Below are 22,695 nucleotides of genomic sequence, written 5' to 3'. Positions count from 1 at the left end.
CCCCCGACTAGATTTTCGGGCCTGTTCCGCGCGGAGTTTTTCTGTGACCACCCCGGCTCGCTGTGGTGGTGGCGTGGTCCCGCTGTCGTTGCATGATCAGCACGGTGTGGTGGCTGATTTTTCGCGCGAGATCAGCCACCAGGCCGTGGTGATCAAGGAAACGCCGACGCCGCGCATCCTGTGGTCACACCGCGCTATGTGCACAGCCGCGCAGACGGGCGAGGCCGGCGAAGCCGGGGGTTGAGGCCGCCCGACCACGCCAAGACACTGATCGGCCAGCGGGGACAACGCCCCGCAACCCCAGATCCGCGCCAGCCCGAACGATCAGCCGTGGTCCTGCGGGTGCCGGAGCGGCGGACGACCGGGCAGGGTGCGTCCCTCCAGCTGCCAGCCGTTCTCGTCTGCTCGCCACCTCAGTTCGCCCACGTGGGCGGGCAGGTCGTCACCGCGCCACGGCTGGTGCGCCTGCCAGCACGCTCCCCACGCGTGCTCCTGCGCCCGCCACGCCCGCACCGTCCGGCGAGCGAACCTCCGCACCGCGCCGCGCAGTTGCCGAAGGTCCTCGACCGGGGTGTGTATCCGGGGCTCTCCCGGACCCGTCCGACGGGCCACCCCACCCCAGTCGCGACCATCACGGCTGTCCATGCCGTACCGAGGCACGGCAAGGGCCAATGCTGTCAGGAACACCATCACCAGCAGTCCAGTCATCGCGTTCACCTCCCTGTACCTCTATCCTGGACCTCATTGGCTTGGCCTTACAGGTCCAATCACAAGGAAGTGGACTGGTCCATATGGATGGCGATCGGCACGTCAGCGGGCGCACGCTGGTGAAGCACCTCGGTGAGTGGCGCTCCGTCTCGGGCACGGGCACGAGCGCCTACTCCGAGCTCGCGGAACGCATCAAGCTGCTGGTACTGGACGGCCGGTTGCCGACCCAGACGAGGCTGCCCGCCGAGCGTGAGCTGGCCGGCGTACTGGTGATCAGCAGGACCACCGTCGCGGCGAGCTACGACCTGCTGCGCGAGTCGGGTTTCCTGCAGAGCAAGCGGGGTTCGGGTAGCTGGACGACGTTGCCGAGGACGGGAGCGCCCTCGGTGTCGTCGGCGTTCGCGCCGACCGGCGACCCCACCGATTTCGATCTGGCCTACGCCGCTCCTCCCGCCCCGACCGAGGCGTTCGCCGACGCGTTGCGCGCCGCCGCCGAGCTCTTCCCCTGCCACGCCACCGGCAGCGGCTACCAGCTGTTCGGGCTCGACTCGTTGCGCGACACGGTCGCCGCCCGCTACGACGACCGGGGGCTGCCTACGACCCGCGACCAGATCCTGATCACCTGCGGCGCCCAGCACGCGATGGCAATGGTCCTGTCGGCGCTGGTCGCGCCGGGCGAGCGGGTGCTCGTCGAGCACCCGACCTACCCGAACGCACTCGACGCGATCGCGCGTGAGCACGCCCGGGCGGTGCCGGTCGGGTTCGGCGACACCGGCTGGGACCTCACCACGATGGCCGCCGCCATCCGGGACGTCTGTCCTCGGCTCATGTACCTCATGCCCGACTACCAGAACCCGACCGGTCGGGTCATGAGCCCCGAGCAGCGCGCCGAGGTCGTAGCACTGGCCCGGCGGACCAGGACCACGCTGGTGATCGACGAGACGATGGGCGAGATCGTGCTCGACGGCCTCGCGCAGCCCCCGCTGGCCGTGCACGCACTGGGGGCGAGCTCTCCCCCGCTGATCACGATCGGTTCGGCGAGCAAGACGTTCTGGGGTGGTCTGCGCATCGGCTGGGTGCGCGCGGCGCCCGCGATGATCGAGCGGATCGCCAGGGCCAGGGCGTCCATCGACATCTCCACGTCGGTGCTCGACCAGCTCATCACCCAGCAGCTGATGACGCGCATCGACGACGTGCTCGCCGACCGGCTGCCCGCCCTGCGCTCCGCGCGCGACCATCTGCTCGGGTTGCTGGCCGATCAGCTCCCGAGCTGGCGAACCAGCATCCCGACCGGCGGGCTGTCCCTCTGGGTCGATCTCGGCCGACCGGCATCGAGCGCGCTGGTGTCGACGGCGACCCGCCACCGCGTCCTGCTCGCGGCCGGCCCGAGGTTCGGCGTCGACGGCGCGTTCGAGCGCTGTCTTCGGGTCCCGTACACGCTGGCCGAGCCGACGCTGGATCTTGCCATCGGGCGGCTCGCGGCCGCGTGGAACTCGCTGCCACACACCGACCTGCCGGTGACCGGATGGCCCTCGGCACCTACAGAGGTGGCGTAGCGCACAGCGACCCGATGGGCACGCACGGTTGTTCTCGAACGCGGGTTAAAGTTCCCGGATGTCGACCCTCCCCCAGGCCGCCGCCATGATGACGCCGGAGCTGGCCGCCGAGCAGCTGCCCACCCGCATGGGAATCGAGCTGGTCGAGGTCAGCCGCGAACGAGTGGTCGGCACGATGCCGGTCACCGGGAACCGGCAGCCGTTCGGCCTCCTCCACGGTGGCGCGAGTGGTGTGCTGGTGGAGACGCTCGGCTCGGTCGCGGCGGCCCAGCACACCATGCCCGAACGCTTCCCCGTCGGCCTCGAGCTGAGCTGCACCCATCACGCCAGCGCGACCGAGGGCGTGGTCACCGGCATCGCCACCCCGGTGCACGTCGGACGCTCCACCTCCACGTTCGAGGTCGTGATCACCGACGAGCGTGGCCGGCGGACCTGCACCGGCAAGCTGACCTGCATGCACCTCGACCGCAAGCCCGGCCCAGCCGCGAGCTGAGTCAGCCGGACGGGAACACGCCACGAATCCTGGCGTGGACGGCGAGCGTCACCAGCGCCCAGAAGATCGGGAAGACCGGCCAGAAGAAGAACGGCATGCCGGTCATCACCCAGCGGCCGATCATGGCGGCCGCAAACGCGACCACGAGCAGCGCGTGGACGGCGAGCCCGATCCGGGCGCCCACGCCGGGACCGTTCCCTGGTGGCCCGTCGGGCGGCCGCTGTGCTGACGGCAGGTCCGCGACCAGCGGCGGGAGTTCGTGGCGCATCCGTGCCTCGTACACCGATTCGAGACGCTCCTCCAGCTCGGCCATGGTCAGCCGGCCTTCCGACGCGGCGGCACGGATCACGCTCGCGGTCTCCTCACGCTCCGCGTCCGACGCTCTGATGCTGGTCACGATGCTCACGGGGTCGTCCATGCCGCCAATGCTGTCCGCCCGAGGCCTGCGCGGCGTCGGCGCCGCGGCTACATCTCACCGGCGCCCACTACGCCCCGCGGAGTAGCCGCGTCGTACTCCCGGGTGTGACGTGGGCGAGCCGGCGACCGGCTACCGTCTGGTCCGTGCAACGCCCCGCCGCAGGGCCTCGACTGGTCGCGTTCGCGCTGTTCGCCGCACTGGTCCAGGTCTTCGGCTGCTTCGCCGCCGCGACCAGACAGCCGGCCGCGCGCCCGCTGGACGTGCTCGCGGTGCTGCTGCTGCTCGCCGGCCCCGCGGCGCTGCTGCTGCGGTACCGGTTCCCGATCTCCGCGCTGGCCGTCACCGTGGTCGCACTGGTCGGCTACCTCGCGATGGGGTACCCGTTCGGTCCGATCATCGTCGCCTTCGTGTTCGCGCTGCTCAGCGCGGTCATCCATGGGGAGAGGGTGGGCGCGTGGATCACCACCGCGATCGCCTACCCATGCTTCGTCGCCGTCGCATGGCTGCGCATCGGGCCACCGGGCTGGTGGGTGCTGTCCGGCGCGGCGGCCTGGCTGCTGGTGCTGCTGTCGGTCGGCGAGCTCGTCCGGAACCGCTGGGAACGCATCGATCGGGAGAAGCAGGCCCGAGCCGACAGCGCGGAGCGGATCGCCACGGAGGAACGCCTGCGCATTGCACGTGACCTGCACGACGTCCTCGCCCACCACGTCTCGCTGATCAACGTCCAGGCAGGCACCGCGCTGCACCTCCTGGACGAGCAACCGGGCCTCGCCAAAGAGGCGCTGACCGCGATCAAGGCGTCGAGCAAGGAGGTGCTGGTGGAGCTGCGCAGCATGCTGGGTGTGCTGCGCAGGGTCGACGAGGAGCTGCCCCGGTCGCCGGTCGCGGGCCTCGGGAACCTGGACGACCTGGTCGAGCGGGTACGTACGGGCGGCCAACCGGTGATCCTCGATCGCCTCGGCACGCCGCGGCCGCTCCCGGCCGCCGTCGACACCGCCGCATTCCGCATCGTGCAGGAAGCCCTGACCAACGTGCACCGCCACGCCGGAGCCGCGACCGCCACGGTACGGGTGCACTATCGACCCGGCTCGGTGAGTCTGCGGGTCGACGACGACGGCACCGCGACGGCACCAGCCGATCTGAGCGGTGGGAACGGTCTGGCCGGTATGCGTGAGCGCGCGCTCGCGCTGGGTGGCACGGTCGCCGCGGGCCCTCGGCCGGAGGGTGGTTTCCGGGTGGACGCCGAGCTTCCCGCTCCGACGACCGAAGAAGGTGCCCGCCAGTGATCGAGGTCCTGCTTGCCGACGACCAGGCGCTGGTCAGAGCGGGTTTTCGAGCCCTGCTGGACGCGCAGCCCGACATCACCGTCGTCGGCGAGGCGGGCGACGGTGCCGAAGCGATCCGCATCGCCACCGCGAAGCGCCCCGACGTCGTGCTGATGGACATCCGGATGCCCGGGACCGACGGGCTGGAGGCGACCCGGCGGATCGCCGCCGACCCGGCACTCGCCGCGACCCGGGTGCTCATCCTGACCACGTTCGACGAGGACGAGTACGTCTTCGAGGCGGTCCGGATCGGCGCGAGCGGTTTCCTGGTTAAGGACACGGAGCCGGTCGAGCTGTTGCGCGCGGTCCGGGTGGTCGCCGAGGGCGCGGCGCTGCTCTCCCCCGGTGTGACCCGACGGTTGATCGTCGAGTTCGCCCGTCACACCAGACCCGTGCGCTCGATGCGCGAGCTCGATCTGCTCACCACCAGGGAGAGGGAGATCGTCGCGCTGGTCGCCGAAGGCCTGTCCAACGACGAGATCGCGGCCAGGCTGGTGGTGAGCCCCGCGACGGCGAAGACCCACGTGAGCCGCGCGATGATCAAGCTGGCCGCCCGCGACAGAGCCCAACTGGTGGTGCTGGCCTACGAAACCGGCCTGGTACGCCCAGGCTGGTCCTGACACCCCACCGCTCAGCACCCCGCCGACGTGGCACGAATGTGGCTTTAGGGACGTTGAACGTCCCTAAAGCCACATTCGTGCCAGAGGGTCGGGGGTGGGTGGGGTGGAGTTTGGGTGGGGTGATGTGTGTGCGGGTCAGGTCGGGAGTTGAGTGGTCAGGCCGTCCAGGAGGAGGGTCAGGCCGAAGGTGAAGGCGTGGGTGGGGTTGTAGGCGGCGCCGTGCGCCTCACCCGCCGCCTGGCCGATGCGTACCGCACGGGGGTAACGCGCCGGGTCGAGCACCTTCTCCAGCAACGGGGCCGATTTCTCCCACCACTCGGTGTCGTCCGCGGCGCCCTCGGGCCGCATCGCCGCTGCCTCCTGCTCCTGCAGAGCGCAGGTCCGCACGAAGCTCAGCAGGTGGGTCAGTGCGGCGTCGACCGTCACGTCGTCCAGACCCAGACCGTCGAACGCCGCAAGCTCGTGCTCGTACTTCGCCAACTGGCCGGGCCCCAGGGGTGGTCGGGCGAGTGAGATCTCCGCCGCCCACGGATGCCTCGTGTACAGCGCCCGGTTCTCCTCGGCCACGGCCGTCAGCCGGTCTCGCCAGTGCCGCCCCGATGTGTCCAGCAGCGGCAGGTCGGCGAACACCGCGTCCAGCATGAGGTCGAGCAGCTCGGCTTTCCCGGGGACGTAGGTGTAGAGCGTCATCGGCGCCACGCCGAGCCCTGTGGCGACCCGCCGGATGGTGATCGCCGCCAGACCCGTCTCCCCCGCCAGCTCGATCGCCGACGTGATCACGGCGTCGATGCTCAGACCTCGCCGAGGGCCCCGGCGTGGCTCCGGGTCGGGCTGGCGCCACAACAGCTGCAGGGTGCGGACCGGGTCACCGGCTCCGGTGTGCTCGGAATGCACGGGAACTCTCCTCGTCGAAAAACGTTGTACCGTGTACGTTGTACATCGTACGGCGTTTAGATTGCCATCACCCAGGAGGCTTGCATGCGTATCAGTGCGTCCGCCGTGTCCCTCAATGTCGACGACCCGGAGGCGTCGGCCACCTTCCTGGCCGACCACTTCGGGTTCACCACGGAGATGGCCGCCGACGGGTTCGCATCACTGACGAGGGAGGACATCGGCATGAACGTGATCTTCCTGCGTCGTGGCCTGGCCACCCTGCCCGACGACCAGCGCGACGACCGCGCACAGGGCTTGATCCTCGCCTTCACCGTCGACGATCTGGAAGGAGAGCTGGCCAGGCTCACCTCGGAGCAGGTGACGATCACGATGCCGCTGACCGAGGAGGAATGGGGCGAGCGTGCGTTCCAGGTGCGCGACCCGAACGGCGTCATCGTCCAGCTGGTGGACTGGCAGGGCGCCGGCTCGCCCGCCGAGGCGCAGGTGAACTGATCCTCAGCGGGCGCGAGCCGGCCGCTGCTACGCGGTCGGCTCGCCCTCGCCGGAGCTCTCGGCCACGGCCGCGGTGTCCAGGTCTCCGCCCAGGTACGCGGCCTGGACCTGCGGGTCGGTCAGCAGATCGCGGGCCGCCGCCGTCTTGACGACCGTGCCGGTCTCCAGTACGTACGCGCGGTCGGCCAGCTGCAACGCCTGCGTGGCGTTCTGCTCGACCAGCAGCACGGTCGTTCCCCGCCGGTTGATCTCGGTGATGATCGAGAAGATCTGGGCGACCAGGATCGGGGCGAGCCCCATCGACGGCTCGTCCAGCAGCAGAACCTTGGGCTTCGCCATCAGCGCACGGCCGATCGCCAGCATCTGCTGCTCGCCGCCGGACATCGTGCCGCCGAACTGGGACTTGCGCTCCGCCAGCCGGGGGAACAGCTCGTAGACCTCGTCGAGCTCGCTGTCGGCCTGCCGTCCCTTGCGGGCGTAGCTGCCCATCAGCAGGTTCTCCTGCACCGTCATGCCCGGGAAGATGCCCCGCCCCTCCGGCGCGTGCCCGATCCCCGCGACGACCCGCTTGTGTCCCGGCATTCGACTGATGTCCGATCCCTCGAACAGGATCTTGCCGGCGGTCAGCGGACGCAGACCGGAGATCGTCTTCAGGGTCGTCGTCTTGCCCGCGCCGTTCGCGCCGATCAACGCGACGATCTCACCCTCGTCGACCTGCAGGCTGATGCCCTTGAGCGCGGCGATCTTCCCGTAGAAGACCTCGATGTCGTGTACGTCAAGAAGCATCTGCTGGAGCCCCCAGGTATGCCTCGATGACTCTCGGGTCGGACCGCACGTCGCGCGGCAGCCCCTCGGCGATCTTCTGGCCGAAGTCGAGGACCGTGATGTGGTCGCTGATGTCCATCACCAGCCCCATGTCGTGCTCGATCAGCAGCACCGAGGGACCGGAATCCCGGATCCGCCGGATCAGCGCCTGCAGCGATCGTTTCTCCGCCGGGTTCATGCCCGCCGCCGGCTCGTCGAGCAGCAGGACCCTCGGCCCGGTGGCGAGCGCTCTGGCGATCTCCAGCTTGCGCTGGTCGCCGTAGGGCAGGTTGCTCGCGGTCTCGTCCGAGCGCGCGGAGATGCCGACGAAGTCGAGCAGCTCGGCTGCCTTCTCCCGGCCCTCGCGTTCCTCCTGCCGATGCCACGGCAGCCCGAGCGCGGCACTGATCGCTCCGGTGCGGTGATGGGCGTCGGCGCCGACCATGACGTTCTCCAGTGCCGACATGTTGCCGAACAGCCGGATGTTCTGGAACGTCCGCGCGACCCCAGCCTTGGTGATCTTGAACCGCTGCATGCCGTCGATCCGCTGGCCGTGGAAACGCACGCTGCCCTCCGTGGGCCGGAACACTCCGGTCACCACGTTGAACACGGTCGTCTTGCCTGCTCCGTTGGGTCCGATGAGCGCGGCGATCCGCCCTTCGGGAACGCTGAGGTTCAGCTCGCGCAGCGCCACGACGCCACCGAACCGCATGGTGACGCCGTTCAGTTCGAGCACGGGGTTCACTTCGCCTCCACCGGCTTCACGTCGGCGTCGGCCACTTCCGCCCCGAGTGCCGCGCCCGAGGAGGGATCAGCCAGCTCCGCACTGCGCCGCCGCGACGGCAGCAGGCCCTGTGGCCGCAGCACCATCATGATCACCAGCGCGGCTCCGAAGATCAGGATCCGGTAGTCGGCGAAGCCTCGGAACCGCTCCGGGAGCCAGGCGATCAGGAAGGCGCCCACTATCACGCCGGGCAGGTTGCCCGAGCCACCGAGCAGGACCGCGGCGAGGATCGTCGCGGACAGGATGAACGGGAAGTTCGTCGGCGCGATGAAGATGACCTTGCCCGACCACATCACCCCGGCCAGCCCGCCGATGAGCGCACCGATCGCGAACGCGAGCAACTTGAACTTGAAGGTCGGCACACCCATGAGCTCGGCGGCGTCCTCGTCCTCGCGGATGGCCGTCCAGGCGCGGCCCACCCTGCTGCGTTCGAGCCGGACCGAGAACACGATCGCCAGGACGATCATGACCACCATCAGGTAGTAGTACGGCAGCGGGTCGAGCAGGAACTCCACGCCGAACATCGTCGGCGGATGCGGGATCGAGGTCATCCCCCGCGCTCCGCCGATCGCACTGGTATTCGTCGCCGTGATCCGGACGATCTCACCGAAGCCGAGCGTCACGATCGCCAGATAGTCGCCGCGCAGGCGCAGCGTCGGCGCGCCGAGCACGACACCCGCGACGGCGGCGAACGCCATGCCGATCACGACCGTCGGCCAGAACGCGAACCCGTGCTTGATCGTGAAGTAGGCGAGCGAGTATGCGCCGATCGCGAAGAACGCCACATACCCCAGGTCCAGCAGACCGGCGTGGCCGACGACGATGTTGAGGCCGATGGCCAGCAGGATGTAGGTACCGATCGGGTTGAACAGCAACGACGTCCAGTCGGTGAACGGCGACATGAACGAGCCGATCGCCGGGCTCGGTGCGATGACCGCCAACACCAGCAGCAGCGCGTAGACCCCCCACCGTTGCCAGCCCGACGCGCCCGCCCACCAGTCACGGCAGCGGTCCGAGATACCGCTGACCCCGAGCCGGATACGGGTGATCGGACCGCCGATGCGGGGATTCTTGTCGCTCATGCGCGTGCCCGCTGCAGAGACTCGCCGAGGATGCCGGTCGGCCGGAACAGCAGCACCACCACCAGGATCACGAACGCGATCACGTCCTTCCACTGCGAGCCGAAGAAGATCGCGCCCCAGTTCTCGACCAGGCCCAGTGCGATCCCGCCGAGCAGCGCTCCCCGGATGTTGCCGATGCCGCCGAGCACCGCGGCGGTGAACGCCTTGATGCCGAGCACGAACCCGATGTTGTATGCCACGTTCTCGAACTCCATCGCGTACAGCACCCCCGCGACGCCCGCCATGGCGCCACCGAGCAGGAAGGTCAGCCGGACGATCGTGTCGATGTTGACGCCCATCAGGACCGCGGCCTCGGGATCCTGCGCGGTCGCCCGGATGCCCCGCCCGATCTTGGTGCGCGCCACCAGCTGGTCCAGCGCGACCATCATCACCAGTGCCGAGATGAAGATGACCACCTGGTCGGTCTTGACCGGCGTGCCGAACACGGTGAACACGACGTCGCGGTCCACCAGCCTCGGCACCGCCGCGTCGACCCGGCCGGGCTTGCCGAACACGTCCGGGATGACGATCAGCGCGAACAGCTCCTGCAGGAACACCGACGCGCCGATCGCCGAGATGAGCGCGGCCAGCCGGGGGGCGTTGCGTTTGCGCAGCGGCCGGTAAGCCAGCACCTCCAGCAGCACCGCACTACCGCCGGACAACGCCATCGCCGCCACGAACAGCAGGACCAGCATGCCGACCAGCGCGAATCCACTGAGCGGACCAGGCAGACCGACAAGCGAAAGGACGAACAGCGCGGCGAAGGTGCCGATCATGAAGATTTCGGAATGGGCAAAGTTGATCAGCCTGAGCACGCCGTAGACCATGGTGTAGCCGAGCGCGACCAGAGCGTAGATCGAGCCGACCACCAGGCCGCCGAGGGTGCTGGGCCCGAACTGCAGAACGAAGTCGTTGAGCACTGCGCGATTAGCCTCCGGGACGGTGCACGTCGGTGGACGTGCGGGAATTCCGAACCGAACCGGGGAACGGCCCGCGTGCAGCGGCCGTTCCCCGGCTCCCGTCGGCTTCGATCAGCCTAGTTTCGCTTCGGTGGAGGGACCCAACAGCTCCAGCTTCCCGTTCTTCACCTGGTGGATGAAGATGTCCACCCCCTCGACGTCGCCGTTCGGCTGGAACTTGATCGGCTTGGCGACGCCTTGGAAGCTCAGCGTGGCGAGGAAGGTGTTGATCGTTTCCGGCGTGGTGTTGCCGGCCTGGATCGCCTTGATGAACGCGGTCGCCGCGTCGTAGCCCTCGGTCGAGTACACGGCGGGGTCGATGCCGTACTTGGCCTTGTAGTGCTCGTAGTACGTCTTCAGCGCGCCCTGCACCGAACTGGCGCCGGGCACGGCGCACGGGCAGGCCACCACGGCGCCCTCGGCGGCGGCGGCACCGGCACCATTGATCAGGCCCACGTCCAGGCTGCCGTCGGCACTGACGAACGTCGCGGTGATGCCCGCGTCGCGGATCTGCTTGAGCAGCCGGCCGCCCTGGGCGTAGTAGCCGCCGAAGAAGATCACATCCGGGTTGTCCGCCTTGATCTTGGCGACCGACGACGAGTAGTCCGAGGCGGTCTGGGCGAACTGGTCCCTGTCGACCGGCGTGCCCTTCGCCTTGAACTGGTCGAAGACCGCGTCCGCGAGACCGACGCTGTACTCCTGGTCATCGCTGATCACGAAGGCGGACTTCGGGCTTTTCGCCCTGATCAGGAAATCGGCGACGGCCGGGCCCTGGAACGCGTCGGTGGCCAGTACCCGGTGGAAGAACTTCCATCCGTTCTGCCCGAGGCCCGGGTTGGTCGCGGACGCCGAGATGTTCGGAATCTTGGCCTGTTCCAGCACCGGGTCGGCCGCCTTGGACTCACCGGAGAAGGTCGGACCGACCAGCCCGACGATCTTGTCCTCGGTGATGGCCCGGTTGATCAGCGGAACCGCCTGGTCGGGTGTGCCCTGACTGTCGTACTCGACCAGCTCGATCTTCTTCGGGGGGTTCGTGGCGTTGTACTCGTCGAACGCCATCTTCGCGCCGTTGCGCGGCGGAATCCCGAGACCGGAGTTCTGACCGGTGAGGTCACCGAGAAATCCGATCTTCAGGGTGTCGCCGGCCGCGCCACCACTGGCGCCGCCTCCACCACCACATGCCGATAACGCGACTGCTCCGGCGAGAACCGCGACGGCGAGAACCGCCGTCCGCTTCCGACTCATCCTTGGGCCTCCTGATGCTGTCCGAGCAAATCGGGCAACGGCCCCCCGAGAACCGTCGAACCTCGCTCACCCATTCGTGAACGAAGTGCACCGTATTGGAACCCGAGCAATAGCGATATCCCGGGCCCTCGGACTTCACCAGAACGCAACAAGATCATGCCGTGTGTCAGCAACTGATCACTGACCGTCGTCGGCCGTTAGGCCGAACGAGGGAGGTCTGCTTGGCCTAACGGATTACGACGAAGTGGTTGATGGCGCTGCGAGACCGTTCACGATCGCGTCGGCGACGGCACGCATCGTGCTCCGTCGGTCCATCGCGGTGCGCTGGATCCAGCGGAACGCCTCGGGCTCGGTCATGCCGTTGTTGGTCATCAGCAGACCCTTCGCCCGGTCGACGACCTTGCGCGTCTCCAACCGGTCGGTGAGGGTGGCCACCTCGTCCTCGAGCGCCTGCAGCTCGGCGAACCGGCTGACCGACAGCTCGATGGCGGGCACGAGCTCGTGCCGCGCGAACGGCTTCACCAGGTACGCCATCGCACCCGCGTCCCGAGCCTGCTCGATCAGCTCGCGCTGGCTGAACGCGGTGAGCATGACGACCGGCGCGATCCGTTCTTCGACGATCGTGCCCGCGGCGCTGATGCCGTCCACCTTGGGCATCTTGATGTCCATGATGACGAGGCTCGGCTTGAGTTCGCGGGCGAGCTCGACGGCGGCCTCACCGTCAGCGGCCTCGGCGACGACCTCGTAGCCCTCTTCGCGGAGCATCTCGGCAAGGTCCAGGCGGATCAGGGCCTCGTCCTCGGCGATCAGCACGCGGTGCGTCACGGGGGACGCATCGGCCTTGGGTTGCCGGGGAGCGGCAGCCTTGGTCACGGGATTCTCCTAGGGTGGGTCGGGACCGAGCTGCCAAGACTACCGGGATAGAGTTGCCGCATGACGTGATCCCGACGGTGGTTAACACCACTGTCATCGAAGGTGTCATCACCGGCCCCCGTAGCCCAATCGGCAGAGGCAGCGGACTCAAAATCCGTCCAGTGTGCGTTCGAGTCGCACCGGGGGCACAGGATCACCAGGTCAGAGCACGTACGGGACCAAGGAATGCGATCCGGTGACCACGCTGGGGTCAGAGTTCAAGATCACCGCCGAGCTGGTCCGGAACCTGCTGTGTGACCAGCATCCCGACCTCGCCGAGCGCCCTGTGACCCTCGGCGCGCGTGGCTGGGACAACCAGATGTGGCGGCTCGGCGACGATCTTGCCGTCCGGCTGCCGTGGGCGATGCAGTCCTCCGGGGCTCTGCTCGTCAAGGAGTACACGTGGATGCCAGCCCTCGCCCCGCGCCTTCCGCTGCCGGTCCCCGTTCCACGCCGGCTCGGTGAGCCCTCCGACCGGTTCCCACATCCCTGGATCGTCACCACCTGGGTACCGGGGACTCCCGCCGACCGCGCTCCCGCCACCCTCGGCTCGGCCGCGGCCGACGGCTTGGCCACCTTCCTCACCGCGCTGCACCAGCCCGCCCCCGACACCGCGCCCGTCGGTCGCGGCCGAGGTGGGCCACTCGCCGGGAGCGCCGAGCTCTTCACCATGCAGCTCACCGAGCTCACCGAGCTGGGCCTGATCCACGACCCGGAGGCCGTCCAAGCCGTCTGGGAAGACGCCGTCACCGCACCCGAATGGACCGGCCCGGCGCTGTGGCTGCACGGTGACCTGCACCCGGCCAACGTGTTGACCTCGGACGGCACACTCTGCGGCGTAATTGACTTCGGTGACCTCTTCGCGGGCGATCCGGCTTTCGACCTCGCCGCCGCCTGGATCCTGCTGCCGGACGACGCCGTCGACCGCTTCCACCATGCCTACCGGCCCATCGCGGACGCCTCGACCGTCCGCCGCGCTCGGGGCCATGCGGTGCTGCGGGCCTTCGCCGGTCTCCTCATCGGGCATGCCGGCGTCCACGGTCGCCCCGGCGGCAAACCGACCTGGGGCCCACCCGCCGAAGCATCTCTGCGACGCCTCACCGCCACGACGCAATCCTGATTGATCATCGCCGCGTTACGCGGTGGTGATCTCGGCGCGGGAAGAATCGGGCGCTGGGCAGCAACCTGGCACAGTAGCCGGTGTGCAGGATCCCGAGCGTCGCGCCGTACCAGAGTGAACGGCATCGTCGAGGGGTTCATCGTCATCGGCGCCGTCATCGCCGTCGGGTATCTCGTCGAGCGGGCCGGGGTCCTGGGTCCGACGGCGGTGCAGGTCCTCTCTCGCGCCGCGTTCTTCGTCGCGACGCCCGCGTTGCTGTTCACCACACTGGCCCGCGCGGACATCGGCGCGGTGTTCTCGACGAATCTGCTGGTCACCGCCGTGACGAGCACCTTGGCGTGTCTGCTCTACGTGCCGGTGGGACTGGCGCTGCGCCGACCGACCGGCGAGACCGCGGTCGGCGCGATGGCCAGCGGATACGTCAACGCGGGTAACCTCGGCCTCCCGATCGCCAGCTACGCACTGGGCAGTGCCAGCGCGATGGCTCCGGTGCTGCTGTTCCAGCTGGCCGTGCTCACCCCGGTCTTCACGACGGTTCTGGACGTGGCCTCGGAGCACTCCAACGGTGCCAGACCACCGTTGTCGCGGACGCTCACGGCGCCGTTGCGCAACCCGATCGCGGTCTCGACCGCCGCCGGGCTGGTCGTCTCGGCGCTGGGCGTGGTCCCGCCCGAACCGTTGATGGCGCCGGTGACGCTCATCGCGGACCTCGCGGTGCCCGCGATGCTGCTCGCGTTCGGCATGTCGCTGCGCGGTGCGGCCCGGCCAGGAGCCGGCGAGAGCGCCCCGCTGCTGACCACTGTTCTGCTACTGAAGAACGTCGTGCATCCGGGACTGGCGCTGCTGCTCGGCACATTGCTGCATCTCGAGGCCCACGAGCTGCTCGTGGTCGTGGTGTGCGCGGCGCTGCCCACCGCTCAGAACGTGTTCGGCTACGCCGTGCGGTTCGACCAGGGCGTTGTGCTCGGCCGCGACGCCGCGTTGACCACGACCGTGCTCAGCGCGCCGGTGCTCTTCGCCTCGGTCCTACTCCTCGCCTGAGGGGTCCTACTCGTAGCGCAGCGCTTCGATGGGTTCGAGGCGCGCGGCTCGCCACGCCGGATAGCCGCCGGCGATGAGGCCGATGGCCAGGCTGATGACAAACGCGACCGCGATCGGCGCGACCGCGAGCACCGGGTCGAAGGAGCTGAGGAACCCGGTCTTGGGGAGCAGCGGCAACAGCGCCTTGGTCAGCATGATGAGTCCCACGCCGAACCCGACCCCGATCATGCCGCCGAAGCCGGCGAGGGTGACCGCTTCCAGGACGAACTGGCTCAGGATCGCCGAGTCGCTCGCGCCGACCGCTTTGCGGGTGCCGATCTCGCGGGTCCGGTCGGTGACCGAGACCAGCATGATGTTGAGGACACCGATGCCGCCGACGAGTAGTGAGATCGCGGCGATCGCGGGTACGAAGTTGGTGATCAGCTGGATCAGCTGGGTGAACGTCGTGAGCCGGGAACCGAGGTCCTGGACCTGGAAGTCCTCGTACCTCGGGTCGGTGATGTTGTGGCGCTGGTCCATCAGCTGGGTGATCTCCGCTTCGACCTGCTTCACCGCTCCGGTGGACGTCGACTTCACGACGATCGAGCTGACCTCGTCGCCGCCGTAGCCGTAGCCGAACACCCCTGACCGCGCGGCACCCATCGGCATCACCACGACGTTGTCACCCGCCTTGCCGTAGGACGGCATCACCCCGATGACGGTGAACAACACGTGGTTGAGCCGCAGGGTCTTGTTCAGCGCGGCGCTCGGGTCCGGCCCGTAGAGCGCCTGGGCGATCAGCGGCCCCAGGACCGCGACCTTGGCACCGGCCCTGTCCTGGGCCTGGTCGAAGAACGACCCGACGGCGACCGTCTTCTGGTTGGCCGCCAGGAAGTTGTAGGTGGTGCCGATGACGGACGCTGAGGTGAAGTTGGCGTCCGGGGTCGAGGCCGTCACGGCGACCGCCTTCTGCCCGGCCGCCCCGACGGTCGCGCCGGTCACAGTGGGCACCAGCTGCGAGACACCGGGAAGCTGGGCGATCGCCTGCTCGTCGGCGTCGGTCAGCGGCTTGGCCGAGGGGCCGCCCGGGATCGGGGACAGTTTCGGCACGATCGTCGTGCTGTTGGCGACCGGCGCGATCGCCGCGTTCACCGAGTCACCGACGCCGTCGCCGAACGCGGTCAGCAGAATGACCGCCGCGACTCCGATGACCAACCCGAGCATCGTCAGCGACGATCGCATCTTGTGCGACTGCAACGCGCGCAGTGCAATAGCCAGAACATCGCGAGGAGACATGGCTCCGCCTTCAGGTCAAGCCCCGCCACGAACACGAGTCAACAGGAATAGATTACCGAAACGACACTGGCAAACATCTGAGAGAATTCATTACCGAGGAAACGCACAGCCCGCGCACAGTTCCGTCTCAGATCGCCCCAGCCAGCGTCATATCAATGAGAACCAGCCCCATGACCAGCATCAACATGACACCGCCCGCGATACACGAGACACTACCGATACGCAGCATCAGACGCCGCCGTGCCTCGTCCGTATTCTCCCGCCACCGCTCGGAGTACAGCCGGACGCCCTGCCTGCCGACTCCGATCAGGCCGGCACCCAGCATTCCGAAGATCACCGACAAAACAAGAGTCGAGGCACCTCGCATACCTCACCTTCTCACGAGTTCGAATCGAGACACTGATTTCACTCAGCAAGAAATCGAATTCCTGAGAGCCTTCCCCCGGGGGCGGCGTACGGACGCGTGGCGCACAGCGCGATGCTGTCGCGGTGGACGCCGACAGGGAGCAGGACACACAGCAGCGAGCGGGATACCGACGATCGGCCGGGTCACCGCGCGGCGAGGCGCGGCGACGGGAGCTGCTGGACCGTGTGACGGACGACCTCGCCGTCAACGGGCTGGTGGACTTCTCGCTCCGTCGCGCCGCCAAGGCAGCCGGCGCGACCCACAAGGTCCTCCTCTACCACTTCGACGGCGCTGACGACCTGCTCAAGCAGGCGATCCAGCAGCTGCGCGACCGACGCACCGACAAGGCCCTCGCCGCCGCGGCGGAAGAACCTGCCCGCCGCACACTGTCCGCGCGGGTGCGCGCCCTCTGGCCGGCGCTCACCGGCACCGAGGCCAGGGTGCTCGACCAGGCGATCGGCCTGGCCGTGTTCGACCCCGTCCGTTACGCGGACTTCGGCGCGGGGGCGTCGAGGCAGTACCTGCCGATCCTCGAGTCCCTGTGCCCCGAGGGATGGGCCGAGCGCCGCAAGCTCGAGGTCGCCGAGATGGTGCTCGGGGTGTTGCGCGGGTTCTTGATCGACGTCCGGACGACCGGGGACCCGGAAGCGGTCAGCGCCGGGTTCGAGGCGTTGATGCGTGCGCTCGACCGCGAGGAGGCGGCCGAGGAGTAGTTCGCTCACAGCACACCGCGACTCGTGGACAGTTTGCGAACCGCGTGGTTCACTTCTCTTCGTAGAGGAACCTGAACCCACGCGGAGGCCGTCATGTCCCTGTCCCTGCAACGCCAGAAAGTCCATTTCATCAGCGCCGGAACCGAATGCGTCGCTTGGCACTACCCGGGAACCAACGGTGCCTGCGTGATCATGGCCGGCGGGTTCGCGGTGACCAAGGAGCCCGCGACGGACGTGTTCGCCGCCCGGTTCCAGGCTGCCGGTTTCGCCGTGCTGGCCTTCGACTACCGGGGGGTGGGCGAGAGCGCGGGCGAGCCCCGGCTGGTACTTCCGATCAAGAAGCAGATCGCCGACTGGCACGCGGCGATCGCACACGCCGCCACGCTCGCGGACGTCGATCCGGCCAAGATCGCGCTCTGGGGTTTCTCCGCATCCGGTGGTCACATCCTCCGGGCCGCGGCGGACAACCCCACGGTGGCGGCCGTCATCGCACAGGCGCCGCTCGCGGACGGACCGGTAGGCCTACGCAACGCGTCGGAGCACCAGACGACGTCGGCCATGCTTCGCTTCACCTGGCGGGCGATCCTCGACGCCCTCGGCAGCCTCGTCGGGCGCCGCCCGCTGCTCGTGCCGCTCATCGACAGGCCGGGCACGGTCGCGATGCTCACCACTCCCGACGGCCTCGACGGTCCCCCGACCCTCAACCCCGGCAACCGGTACCCGGACTGGGAGCAGAGGGTCGCCGCCCGCTCGGCACTGCTACTCGGCTTCTACCGGCCGGGGCGGGACGCGTCGCGCATCCACGTCCCGTTGCTGGTGGTCGTGTGCGACCAGGATCAGACGGCGCCACCCGGGCCGGCGGTCCGCGCGGCGAACAGTGCGCCGCACGGTGAGGTCGTTCATCTCGCAGGCGGGCACTACGAGCCCTTCCTCGGTGGGCACGAACGGACCGTCGAGGCCGAGGTGTCCTTCCTGAACCGGCACCTGCTCGGCCGGCGTGCCGCTGACCGCCCCGCGCCCGCCGACACGGCCCGCTGAGGCGCGCGACCATGGCACAGATCGAGCTGTCCGCCGGCACGATCGACTACCGGGACACCGGCGGCGACGGCCCGGTCCTCGTGCTGGTGCACGGGTTGCTCATGGATGCCTCCCTGTGGGACGACGTCGTCGGCGAGCTGGCCGACGGTCACCGCTGCGTGGTACCCACGCTGCCACTCGGTGCACATGCCAGAGCGGTACGCCCGGAGGCGGACCTGTCCTTGCCCGGTGTGGCACGGCTCGTCACCGAGCTCGTCGACCGTCTCGATCTGCGCAACGTCACGCTGGTCGGCAACGACACCGGCGGTGCGCTCGTCCAGCTGCTCATGTGCGGTGACACCAGCCGCGTCGGCCGGGTCGTCCTCGTGTCCTGCGACGCGTTCGACAACTTCCCGCCGGGGCTGACCGGCAGGACGCTCCTGCTCAGCGGCAAGCTTCCGCCCGTCCTGTTCGGGCTGTTCATGCAGCAGATGCGGCTACGGGCGGCGCGCCGGCTCCCGTTGGCTTTCGGCTGGCTGACCAGACGAGGTGACGCCGCGACTGCCCGCTGGGTGAGACCGGCCATGAGGTTGCCCGGCGTCCGCCGCGACGCCGTCCGCATGTTACGAGCGGCGGCCACGAACACCCGCTTCCTGCTGGATGTCGCGGCCGACCTTCCGGGCTTCGAACAGCCGGCGCTGGTCGTCTGGGCCCGCGAGGACCGGGTCATGCCGCCGGCACACGGGCGCCGCCTCGCCGACCTCCTGCCCGGAGGACGGCTGGTCGAGGTCGAGGACAGCTACACGCTCATCCCGCTGGACCAGCCCCGCACGCTGGCCGCGCTCATCCGGGAGTTCGTCACGGCGTCCGCGAGAACATGAGGCGCCTCAGGGCTGGTCGGCTCCGCCGGGTTCCAGGGCGCGGAGGGCGAACAGGGTGGTGAGGGAACGAGAACCGAAGTACAGCGGAATCCGGCCCATCCGGTAGTACGGGCACGCCGGCCACGAGCCGTCGCGGTCCTGAAGAGCCGCGAGCGCCTCACGCCGCTGCGGCTGCCTGGTCTGGATGCCGAGAAGGTCGGCCGCGATGATGCGCAACGCCATGTCGATCGCGGCGAAGCACACCCCTCGGTCCGACATCCGCTCCGTCAACGCGCGCCGCACCAGACCGCCGAGCTTGTCGTCACACCGCTCGCAGGCGGCACAGAGCTCGGCGGCGGCGCACAGGAACGCGTCCGGCGACGGGTAGTGGCGGGTGCCGGACAGGTACGCGCGGGAGGTGAGGTGCTCGGTGAGGTAGTCGAGGGTGGGCACGATGTCCGCGGTGTGCCCCTTGGCGAGGTGAATGGCGTACAGCGCGTTGGCGCCGATGACCGCGTCGTGCCTGCGTTCACGCAGCGGTCTGTCGGAGTCGGGCTCGTCGTCCCAGTACACCGGCATCACGCCCGCGTGTGGGCCGACTTCCGCGTCCCATACCGTCGAGGCGAGCAGCAGCTCACTGGCGAACATGTCGGCCTGCTGATCGACCAGCAGCTGGTGCCGATGCATCCCGGTGACCGCGATCGCTGTGCAGTCGGTTCCGGCGGCAGAGACCGGCGCCTTCGGAAAAACGCGAAAGCGGTATCCGCGCCGAGATTGTTTGACCTGCTGGTACAGCAGGGAGATCAGGTCCCGGTTGCCCGAGTGCGCGGGTAACAGGGTCAGCGCGAGCATCGCCGATAAGCTGTCGTCGGCGAGATCGAAGCCGACATCCACGCCACAGACGCGCTGAATCTCGGCGCGCGCTCTACCAGGCGCGATCACCTGCCGGAAATGTGTGTCGAAGGACAGCAACGTGGGCGGCAGCGCATACCCCGCCGAGGAGCGGCGAACGTAATCGAGCGCGTGTTCCTGCGGCGAGCGAGCCTTCACCTGAACGTTCACGAACCAGACACCCCTCTCAATGAGGTGCGAGGTAAGTTCGCACTGACACTAATCTCTCTTCGATTAATGGGCACCGCAAAAGCGTGAAACATCACAGCTTCTCCCAAAACGATTCTCGCATCTACAGCGGCAGCCATACGCACGCATCAGCTCTTATCCCGGCCATAGACTTCACGTTCCCAAATTCGCTCCTCATCGCACTGGCCGCCAGCGGAGAGGAGCTACCTTACCCAGTATCGAACAAGGTTCACTTTGAGGCAATAGCGTCACTCACATGCGACTACAATTCACCCGATCGGCCACTCCAGACAAAGCTCATCACGGCCGAATATACCTGACAGTACGTTTGAACCTTAGTAAAACACTCAGAAATTACAGAGCACTGATAAGGGTCTTAATTTTCACAAGCGGTCAGAATCTTCCCGCAACATGGCAACACATCTTCACTCCACGCAGCATATATATTATATTGGTGTCAGAGAATGGTGACGGCGTCAGACCCCGGTGCTGCCGTCGATGCGCTCGCGGAGCAGGTCCGCGTGGCCGCAGTGGCGGGCGTACTCACCGATCATGTGCGTGTAGATCCAGCGCAGGGTCACCTGGCCACCCATGAACGCGACCGAGGCATCGATCGCGCGATCCGCGCAGTTCCGCCTGGCCACGTCGACCTCTTCGCCCCACACCCGCAGCGCGCGGTCGTACGACGAGCCCTCGTCGAGGTCGAACCCGCCGTCGTGCGGCGACCGCTTCGGTCCCGGGGTGTAGATCGGCGGCGCATCCTCCTGTGCCAGCACCCGGCGGAACCAGTTCCGCTCGACCTCCGCCATGTGCTGGAGCAGACCGAGCAACGTCATGGACGACGGCGTGGCCGACTCCGCCCGCAGCTGGTCGTCAGCCAGGCCATCGCACTTGCCGACGAGGGTCGCCCGATAGAAGTCGAGCCAGCTCGCCAGACAGGTGCGCTCGTCGGCGTCCAGCGGGGGCATGGTGCGTTCGGGAATGCTCACGGTGACCATCGTGCCCGTGGACGGTGATAGTTCCCGGCCGGGTTCCCCTCGCCAGGATCGTTCATCATGACCGACCTGCCGGACAAACATCTCGCCCACGGCCGTGCGGGTTACCGGGGAGCGGCACCGGGCCAGCTGAGCCGACCTCGCCGGGCGGCCCGGGGACACCGGTGAGTCGTAGGAGGTAATCCATGCCCTCGAACGGACACCAGCGGTAGCCGTCCTACCCCCGCCCGCTCTACAGTGGCTGCCCAGCGCCGTCGGCGGGAGGTGAAGGACATGGCCACCTCGTTCGCGCCGGTAACCCGCGACACGACCAGCGCCGAGTTCGAAGCACAGCGGCGCGCCGACACCGTCTTCGAACGCAGGATCCGGGCCGCGCTCGACCAGGCCCGTGCCTACGTCGACGCCGTTGCGCCGTCTCCCGCCCAACCGCTCGACAGCATCGACGTGTGCCTCGAGGAGACCGTCGAGCAGCTGCAGGAACGCCTTGCTTCCTCGACGGGGTTGGAGGCGGCCGACTACGCAGAGATGACGCGCCTGGCGTTCGAGCTCCTGGCCTTGAACAACCAGTACCAGAAGCATGTCTTCTCGCAACGACTGCGCGCGCTGGGCATGCTCCAGCAGCTGTCCCCCTCGGTGGGTGACTCGGCCGGTGTCGAGAAGCTCCTCCACCGGGCGGCGATGGACGCGTGCGACACGTGCAACTTCGACCGGATTCTCATCTTCCGGCTCGACGAGACACATCTCGCCGCGCAGGCCGCCTACTTCCGGGGGCACGAGGCCTGGGCCTGCGACGCGCGGGACTTCGCCAGGGCACATCCGATCGCACTCGACCGGGGCCGCTTCGAGAGCGAGGTGCTGCGCAGGCGCACCGCGGGACTGGTGCTCGACCCGCGCGACGACCCGAAGGCCAACCACCCGATCGTCACCAACACCCAATCCTTCAGCTACGCATCGGCGCCGATCGTCTCGGGTGGGGTGGCGATCGGCACCGTCCACGGCGACATGCATTTCAGCGGACGCCGGGTCGACGTGGTCGACCGCGATTCACTGGGGGCGTTCGCGGCGACACTGGGCTCGCTGCTCGAGAAGGCACTGCTGGTCGATCGGCTGTATGCGCAGCGGGATCGGGCCAGGGCCTTGCTGCGCGCCAGCGAGGACCTCATCAGGGAGTTCTCCGACGGCGACATCCGGATGGGGTCATCCGCGCCGGCGTCACCCGGGCCCGAGGCCGGCGACCCGCCGTACGCCGACAGCCCGTTGAGCGGTCGGGAACGCGAAGTGCTGGCCCTGCTGGCCGGTGGTGCGACCAACGCGGCCATCGCACGACGTCTCGTGCTCTCCGAGGGCACGGTCAAGTCACACGTCAAACGCATCTTCCGCAAGCTGCGCGTGGGCAACCGGGCCGAGGCCGCCGCCTGGTTCACCCGGTTCGACGGGCACCCCCACTCCCCCGGCCGATGACCTCGAACGAGGTAATCGATTATCGCTGACGAGAGTATCGGTGCATTTCGCCACTGAATAGCCTTTCCTTCACGCCGCCGGTCATCCGAGACCGACCGCTCTCTGGAGGATTTCCGAATCGTGGCCTACGTGATTACCGAAGCCTGTATCGGACAGAAGGACGGCAGCTGCGCGGCCGTCTGTCCGGTCGATTGCATCCATCCCACGCCGGATGAGCCCGGGTTCGCCGAGATCGAGCATCTGTTCATCAACCCGAACGAATGCATCGACTGCGACGCCTGCGTGCACGAGTGCCCGGTCGACGCGATCTTCGCTTACGACGAGCTGCCCGAGGAACTGAGTCATTTCGAGACGAAGGCAGCCGAGTACTACGCCGCCGACAATTCTTGACCGCAA

General features: G+C 68.3%; 26 protein-coding genes and 1 tRNA gene. 14 read left to right on the top strand and 13 right to left on the bottom strand.

Annotated elements, in window-relative coordinates; translation table 11 throughout:
• The first annotated feature begins 43 nt into the window (after positions 1-43).
• The gene (locus tag G406_RS57320; RefSeq protein ID WP_156935155.1) at positions 44-244 is read left to right on the top strand and encodes a hypothetical protein; all 201 of its coding nucleotides are present in this window, start codon (positions 44-46) and stop codon (positions 242-244) included.
• Between the two features lie 80 nt (positions 245-324).
• On the opposite strand, the gene G406_RS0125340 is transcribed toward G406_RS57320, so the two are convergent.
• Positions 325-708: a hypothetical protein gene (locus G406_RS0125340; RefSeq protein ID WP_156935154.1), complete on the bottom strand. Its 384-nt coding sequence runs from the start codon at positions 706-708 to the stop codon at positions 325-327.
• Between the two features lie 83 nt (positions 709-791).
• On the opposite strand from G406_RS0125340, the gene yczR reads away from it, so the two are divergent.
• Complete coding sequence (gene yczR / locus G406_RS0125335; RefSeq protein ID WP_037078389.1) at positions 792-2,264, top strand: MocR-like transcription factor YczR; 1,473 nt, start codon at positions 792-794, stop codon at positions 2,262-2,264.
• A gap of 58 nt (positions 2,265-2,322) precedes the next feature.
• Positions 2,323-2,757 (top strand): PaaI family thioesterase, encoded by a 435-nt coding sequence (locus tag G406_RS0125330; RefSeq protein ID WP_028935920.1) that lies wholly within the window; start codon positions 2,323-2,325, stop codon positions 2,755-2,757.
• Between the two features lies 1 nt (position 2,758).
• On the opposite strand, the gene G406_RS0125325 is transcribed toward G406_RS0125330, so the two are convergent.
• Positions 2,759-3,175 carry a DUF1707 SHOCT-like domain-containing protein gene (locus tag G406_RS0125325; protein WP_028935919.1) on the bottom strand — a complete coding sequence of 139 codons (417 nt, stop codon included), beginning with the start codon at positions 3,173-3,175 and terminating at the stop codon, positions 2,759-2,761.
• 143 nt (positions 3,176-3,318) lie between these two features.
• Between G406_RS0125325 and G406_RS49790 the strand changes: the two genes are divergently transcribed.
• Together G406_RS49790 and G406_RS0125315 are read left to right on the top strand one after the other, a co-directional pair.
• On the top strand, positions 3,319-4,461 hold the full coding sequence (locus G406_RS49790; protein ID WP_051342670.1) for a sensor histidine kinase: 1,143 nt from the start codon (positions 3,319-3,321) through the stop codon (positions 4,459-4,461).
• The gene (locus tag G406_RS0125315) at positions 4,458-5,120 is read left to right on the top strand and encodes a response regulator transcription factor (RefSeq protein ID WP_028935918.1); all 663 of its coding nucleotides are present in this window, start codon (positions 4,458-4,460) and stop codon (positions 5,118-5,120) included. The genes G406_RS49790 and G406_RS0125315 overlap by 4 nt, the downstream gene beginning before the upstream one ends.
• Before the next feature lie 135 nt (positions 5,121-5,255).
• Here the strand turns inward: G406_RS0125315 and G406_RS0125310 are convergent, their stop codons facing one another.
• On the bottom strand, positions 5,256-6,014 hold the full coding sequence (locus G406_RS0125310; protein ID WP_028935917.1) for a TetR/AcrR family transcriptional regulator: 759 nt from the start codon (positions 6,012-6,014) through the stop codon (positions 5,256-5,258).
• 84 nt (positions 6,015-6,098) lie between these two features.
• Between G406_RS0125310 and G406_RS0125305 the strand changes: the two genes are divergently transcribed.
• Positions 6,099-6,506 carry a VOC family protein gene (locus G406_RS0125305; RefSeq protein WP_028935916.1) on the top strand — a complete coding sequence of 136 codons (408 nt, stop codon included), beginning with the start codon at positions 6,099-6,101 and terminating at the stop codon, positions 6,504-6,506.
• Between the two features lie 27 nt (positions 6,507-6,533).
• Here the strand turns inward: G406_RS0125305 and G406_RS49785 are convergent, their stop codons facing one another.
• The 6 genes from G406_RS49785 to G406_RS0125275 all read right to left on the bottom strand — a co-directional run bounded on the left by G406_RS49785 (position 6,534) and on the right by G406_RS0125275 (position 12,292).
• Positions 6,534-7,292, bottom strand: a complete 759-nt coding sequence (locus G406_RS49785) for an ABC transporter ATP-binding protein (RefSeq protein WP_051342669.1) — start codon at positions 7,290-7,292, stop codon at positions 6,534-6,536.
• A complete protein-coding gene (locus G406_RS0125295) occupies positions 7,282-8,022 on the bottom strand; it encodes an ABC transporter ATP-binding protein (protein WP_051342825.1) in 741 nt (246 codons plus the stop codon). The genes G406_RS49785 and G406_RS0125295 overlap by 11 nt, the downstream gene beginning before the upstream one ends.
• Before the next feature lie 29 nt (positions 8,023-8,051).
• On the bottom strand, positions 8,052-9,176 hold the full coding sequence (locus tag G406_RS0125290; RefSeq protein ID WP_028935914.1) for a branched-chain amino acid ABC transporter permease: 1,125 nt from the start codon (positions 9,174-9,176) through the stop codon (positions 8,052-8,054).
• On the bottom strand, positions 9,173-10,135 hold the full coding sequence (locus tag G406_RS0125285) for a branched-chain amino acid ABC transporter permease (RefSeq protein WP_028935913.1): 963 nt from the start codon (positions 10,133-10,135) through the stop codon (positions 9,173-9,175). Before G406_RS0125285 ends, G406_RS0125290 begins: the two co-directional genes overlap by 4 nt.
• Before the next feature lie 111 nt (positions 10,136-10,246).
• A complete protein-coding gene (locus tag G406_RS0125280; RefSeq protein WP_028935912.1) occupies positions 10,247-11,419 on the bottom strand; it encodes a branched-chain amino acid ABC transporter substrate-binding protein in 1,173 nt (390 codons plus the stop codon).
• 234 nt (positions 11,420-11,653) lie between these two features.
• A complete protein-coding gene (locus tag G406_RS0125275; protein WP_028935911.1) occupies positions 11,654-12,292 on the bottom strand; it encodes an ANTAR domain-containing response regulator in 639 nt (212 codons plus the stop codon).
• A gap of 114 nt (positions 12,293-12,406) precedes the next feature.
• On the opposite strand from G406_RS0125275, the gene G406_RS0125270 reads away from it, so the two are divergent.
• The 3 genes from G406_RS0125270 to G406_RS0125260 all read left to right on the top strand — a co-directional run bounded on the left by G406_RS0125270 (position 12,407) and on the right by G406_RS0125260 (position 14,492).
• Positions 12,407-12,480: transfer RNA gene (locus G406_RS0125270), tRNA-Leu, on the top strand.
• 47 nt (positions 12,481-12,527) lie between these two features.
• Positions 12,528-13,451: an aminoglycoside phosphotransferase family protein gene (locus tag G406_RS0125265; RefSeq protein ID WP_028935910.1), complete on the top strand. Its 924-nt coding sequence runs from the start codon at positions 12,528-12,530 to the stop codon at positions 13,449-13,451.
• Between the two features lie 114 nt (positions 13,452-13,565).
• Entirely contained in the window at positions 13,566-14,492 is a 927-nt protein-coding gene (locus G406_RS0125260; RefSeq protein WP_028935909.1) for an AEC family transporter, read from the top strand.
• Between the two features lie 6 nt (positions 14,493-14,498).
• Here G406_RS0125260 and G406_RS0125255 read toward each other — a convergent pair whose 3' ends face one another.
• On the bottom strand, positions 14,499-15,767 hold the full coding sequence (locus G406_RS0125255) for an ABC transporter permease (protein ID WP_028935908.1): 1,269 nt from the start codon (positions 15,765-15,767) through the stop codon (positions 14,499-14,501).
• Between the two features lie 127 nt (positions 15,768-15,894).
• Positions 15,895-16,134 carry a hypothetical protein gene (locus G406_RS0125250; protein ID WP_028935907.1) on the bottom strand — a complete coding sequence of 80 codons (240 nt, stop codon included), beginning with the start codon at positions 16,132-16,134 and terminating at the stop codon, positions 15,895-15,897.
• Between the two features lie 122 nt (positions 16,135-16,256).
• Between G406_RS0125250 and G406_RS0125245 the strand changes: the two genes are divergently transcribed.
• From G406_RS0125245 to G406_RS0125235, 3 genes are all read left to right on the top strand, one after another.
• Positions 16,257-16,886, top strand: a complete 630-nt coding sequence (locus tag G406_RS0125245; RefSeq protein ID WP_028935906.1) for a TetR/AcrR family transcriptional regulator — start codon at positions 16,257-16,259, stop codon at positions 16,884-16,886.
• A gap of 93 nt (positions 16,887-16,979) precedes the next feature.
• Complete coding sequence (locus G406_RS49780; RefSeq protein WP_051342667.1) at positions 16,980-17,924, top strand: alpha/beta hydrolase; 945 nt, start codon at positions 16,980-16,982, stop codon at positions 17,922-17,924.
• An 11-nt stretch (positions 17,925-17,935) separates the two neighbouring features.
• On the top strand, positions 17,936-18,784 hold the full coding sequence (locus tag G406_RS0125235) for an alpha/beta fold hydrolase (protein ID WP_028935905.1): 849 nt from the start codon (positions 17,936-17,938) through the stop codon (positions 18,782-18,784).
• Between the two features lie 6 nt (positions 18,785-18,790).
• Here the strand turns inward: G406_RS0125235 and G406_RS0125230 are convergent, their stop codons facing one another.
• A complete protein-coding gene (locus G406_RS0125230) occupies positions 18,791-19,825 on the bottom strand; it encodes a hypothetical protein (RefSeq protein WP_028935904.1) in 1,035 nt (344 codons plus the stop codon).
• Between the two features lie 494 nt (positions 19,826-20,319).
• The gene (locus G406_RS0125225) at positions 20,320-20,811 is read right to left on the bottom strand and encodes a DinB family protein (RefSeq protein WP_037078805.1); all 492 of its coding nucleotides are present in this window, start codon (positions 20,809-20,811) and stop codon (positions 20,320-20,322) included.
• Positions 20,812-21,111: 300 nt separating this feature from the next.
• Between G406_RS0125225 and G406_RS59050 the strand changes: the two genes are divergently transcribed.
• On the top strand, positions 21,112-22,299 hold the full coding sequence (locus G406_RS59050) for a LuxR C-terminal-related transcriptional regulator (RefSeq protein WP_028935902.1): 1,188 nt from the start codon (positions 21,112-21,114) through the stop codon (positions 22,297-22,299).
• Positions 22,300-22,419: 120 nt separating this feature from the next.
• Positions 22,420-22,689, top strand: coding sequence for a 4Fe-4S dicluster domain-containing protein (locus G406_RS0125215; protein ID WP_028935901.1), 270 nt, complete (start codon positions 22,420-22,422; stop codon positions 22,687-22,689).
• Positions 22,690-22,695: the final 6 nt, after the last annotated feature.

The organism is Actinospineispora spinosispora DSM 44797 (genome assembly GCF_000429025.1).
In the GTDB taxonomy this organism is placed as follows: Bacteria; Actinomycetota; Actinomycetes; order Mycobacteriales; family Pseudonocardiaceae; genus Pseudonocardia; species Pseudonocardia spinosispora.
This window is presented reverse-complemented; position numbering and strand designations above follow the sequence as displayed.

Coding starts and splice junctions, on each gene's coding strand:
- G406_RS0125340 (WP_156935154.1), bottom strand. CDS start 708: ATGACTGGACTGCTGGTGATGGTGTTCCTGACAGCATTGGCCCTTGCC.
- yczR (WP_037078389.1), top strand. CDS start 792: ATGGATGGCGATCGGCACGTCAGCGGGCGCACGCTGGTGAAGCACCTC.
- G406_RS0125330 (WP_028935920.1), top strand. CDS start 2,323: ATGTCGACCCTCCCCCAGGCCGCCGCCATGATGACGCCGGAGCTGGCC.
- G406_RS0125325 (WP_028935919.1), bottom strand. CDS start 3,175: ATGGACGACCCCGTGAGCATCGTGACCAGCATCAGAGCGTCGGACGCG.
- G406_RS0125305 (WP_028935916.1), top strand. CDS start 6,099: ATGCGTATCAGTGCGTCCGCCGTGTCCCTCAATGTCGACGACCCGGAG.
- G406_RS49785 (WP_051342669.1), bottom strand. CDS start 7,292: ATGCTTCTTGACGTACACGACATCGAGGTCTTCTACGGGAAGATCGCC.
- G406_RS0125295 (WP_051342825.1), bottom strand. CDS start 8,022: ATGCGGTTCGGTGGCGTCGTGGCGCTGCGCGAGCTGAACCTCAGCGTT.
- G406_RS0125290 (WP_028935914.1), bottom strand. CDS start 9,176: ATGAGCGACAAGAATCCCCGCATCGGCGGTCCGATCACCCGTATCCGG.
- G406_RS0125280 (WP_028935912.1), bottom strand. CDS start 11,419: ATGAGTCGGAAGCGGACGGCGGTTCTCGCCGTCGCGGTTCTCGCCGGA.
- G406_RS0125255 (WP_028935908.1), bottom strand. CDS start 15,767: ATGTCTCCTCGCGATGTTCTGGCTATTGCACTGCGCGCGTTGCAGTCG.
- G406_RS0125250 (WP_028935907.1), bottom strand. CDS start 16,134: ATGCGAGGTGCCTCGACTCTTGTTTTGTCGGTGATCTTCGGAATGCTG.
- G406_RS49780 (WP_051342667.1), top strand. CDS start 16,980: ATGTCCCTGTCCCTGCAACGCCAGAAAGTCCATTTCATCAGCGCCGGA.
- G406_RS0125235 (WP_028935905.1), top strand. CDS start 17,936: ATGGCACAGATCGAGCTGTCCGCCGGCACGATCGACTACCGGGACACC.
- G406_RS0125225 (WP_037078805.1), bottom strand. CDS start 20,811: ATGCCCCCGCTGGACGCCGACGAGCGCACCTGTCTGGCGAGCTGGCTC.
- G406_RS59050 (WP_028935902.1), top strand. CDS start 21,112: ATGGCCACCTCGTTCGCGCCGGTAACCCGCGACACGACCAGCGCCGAG.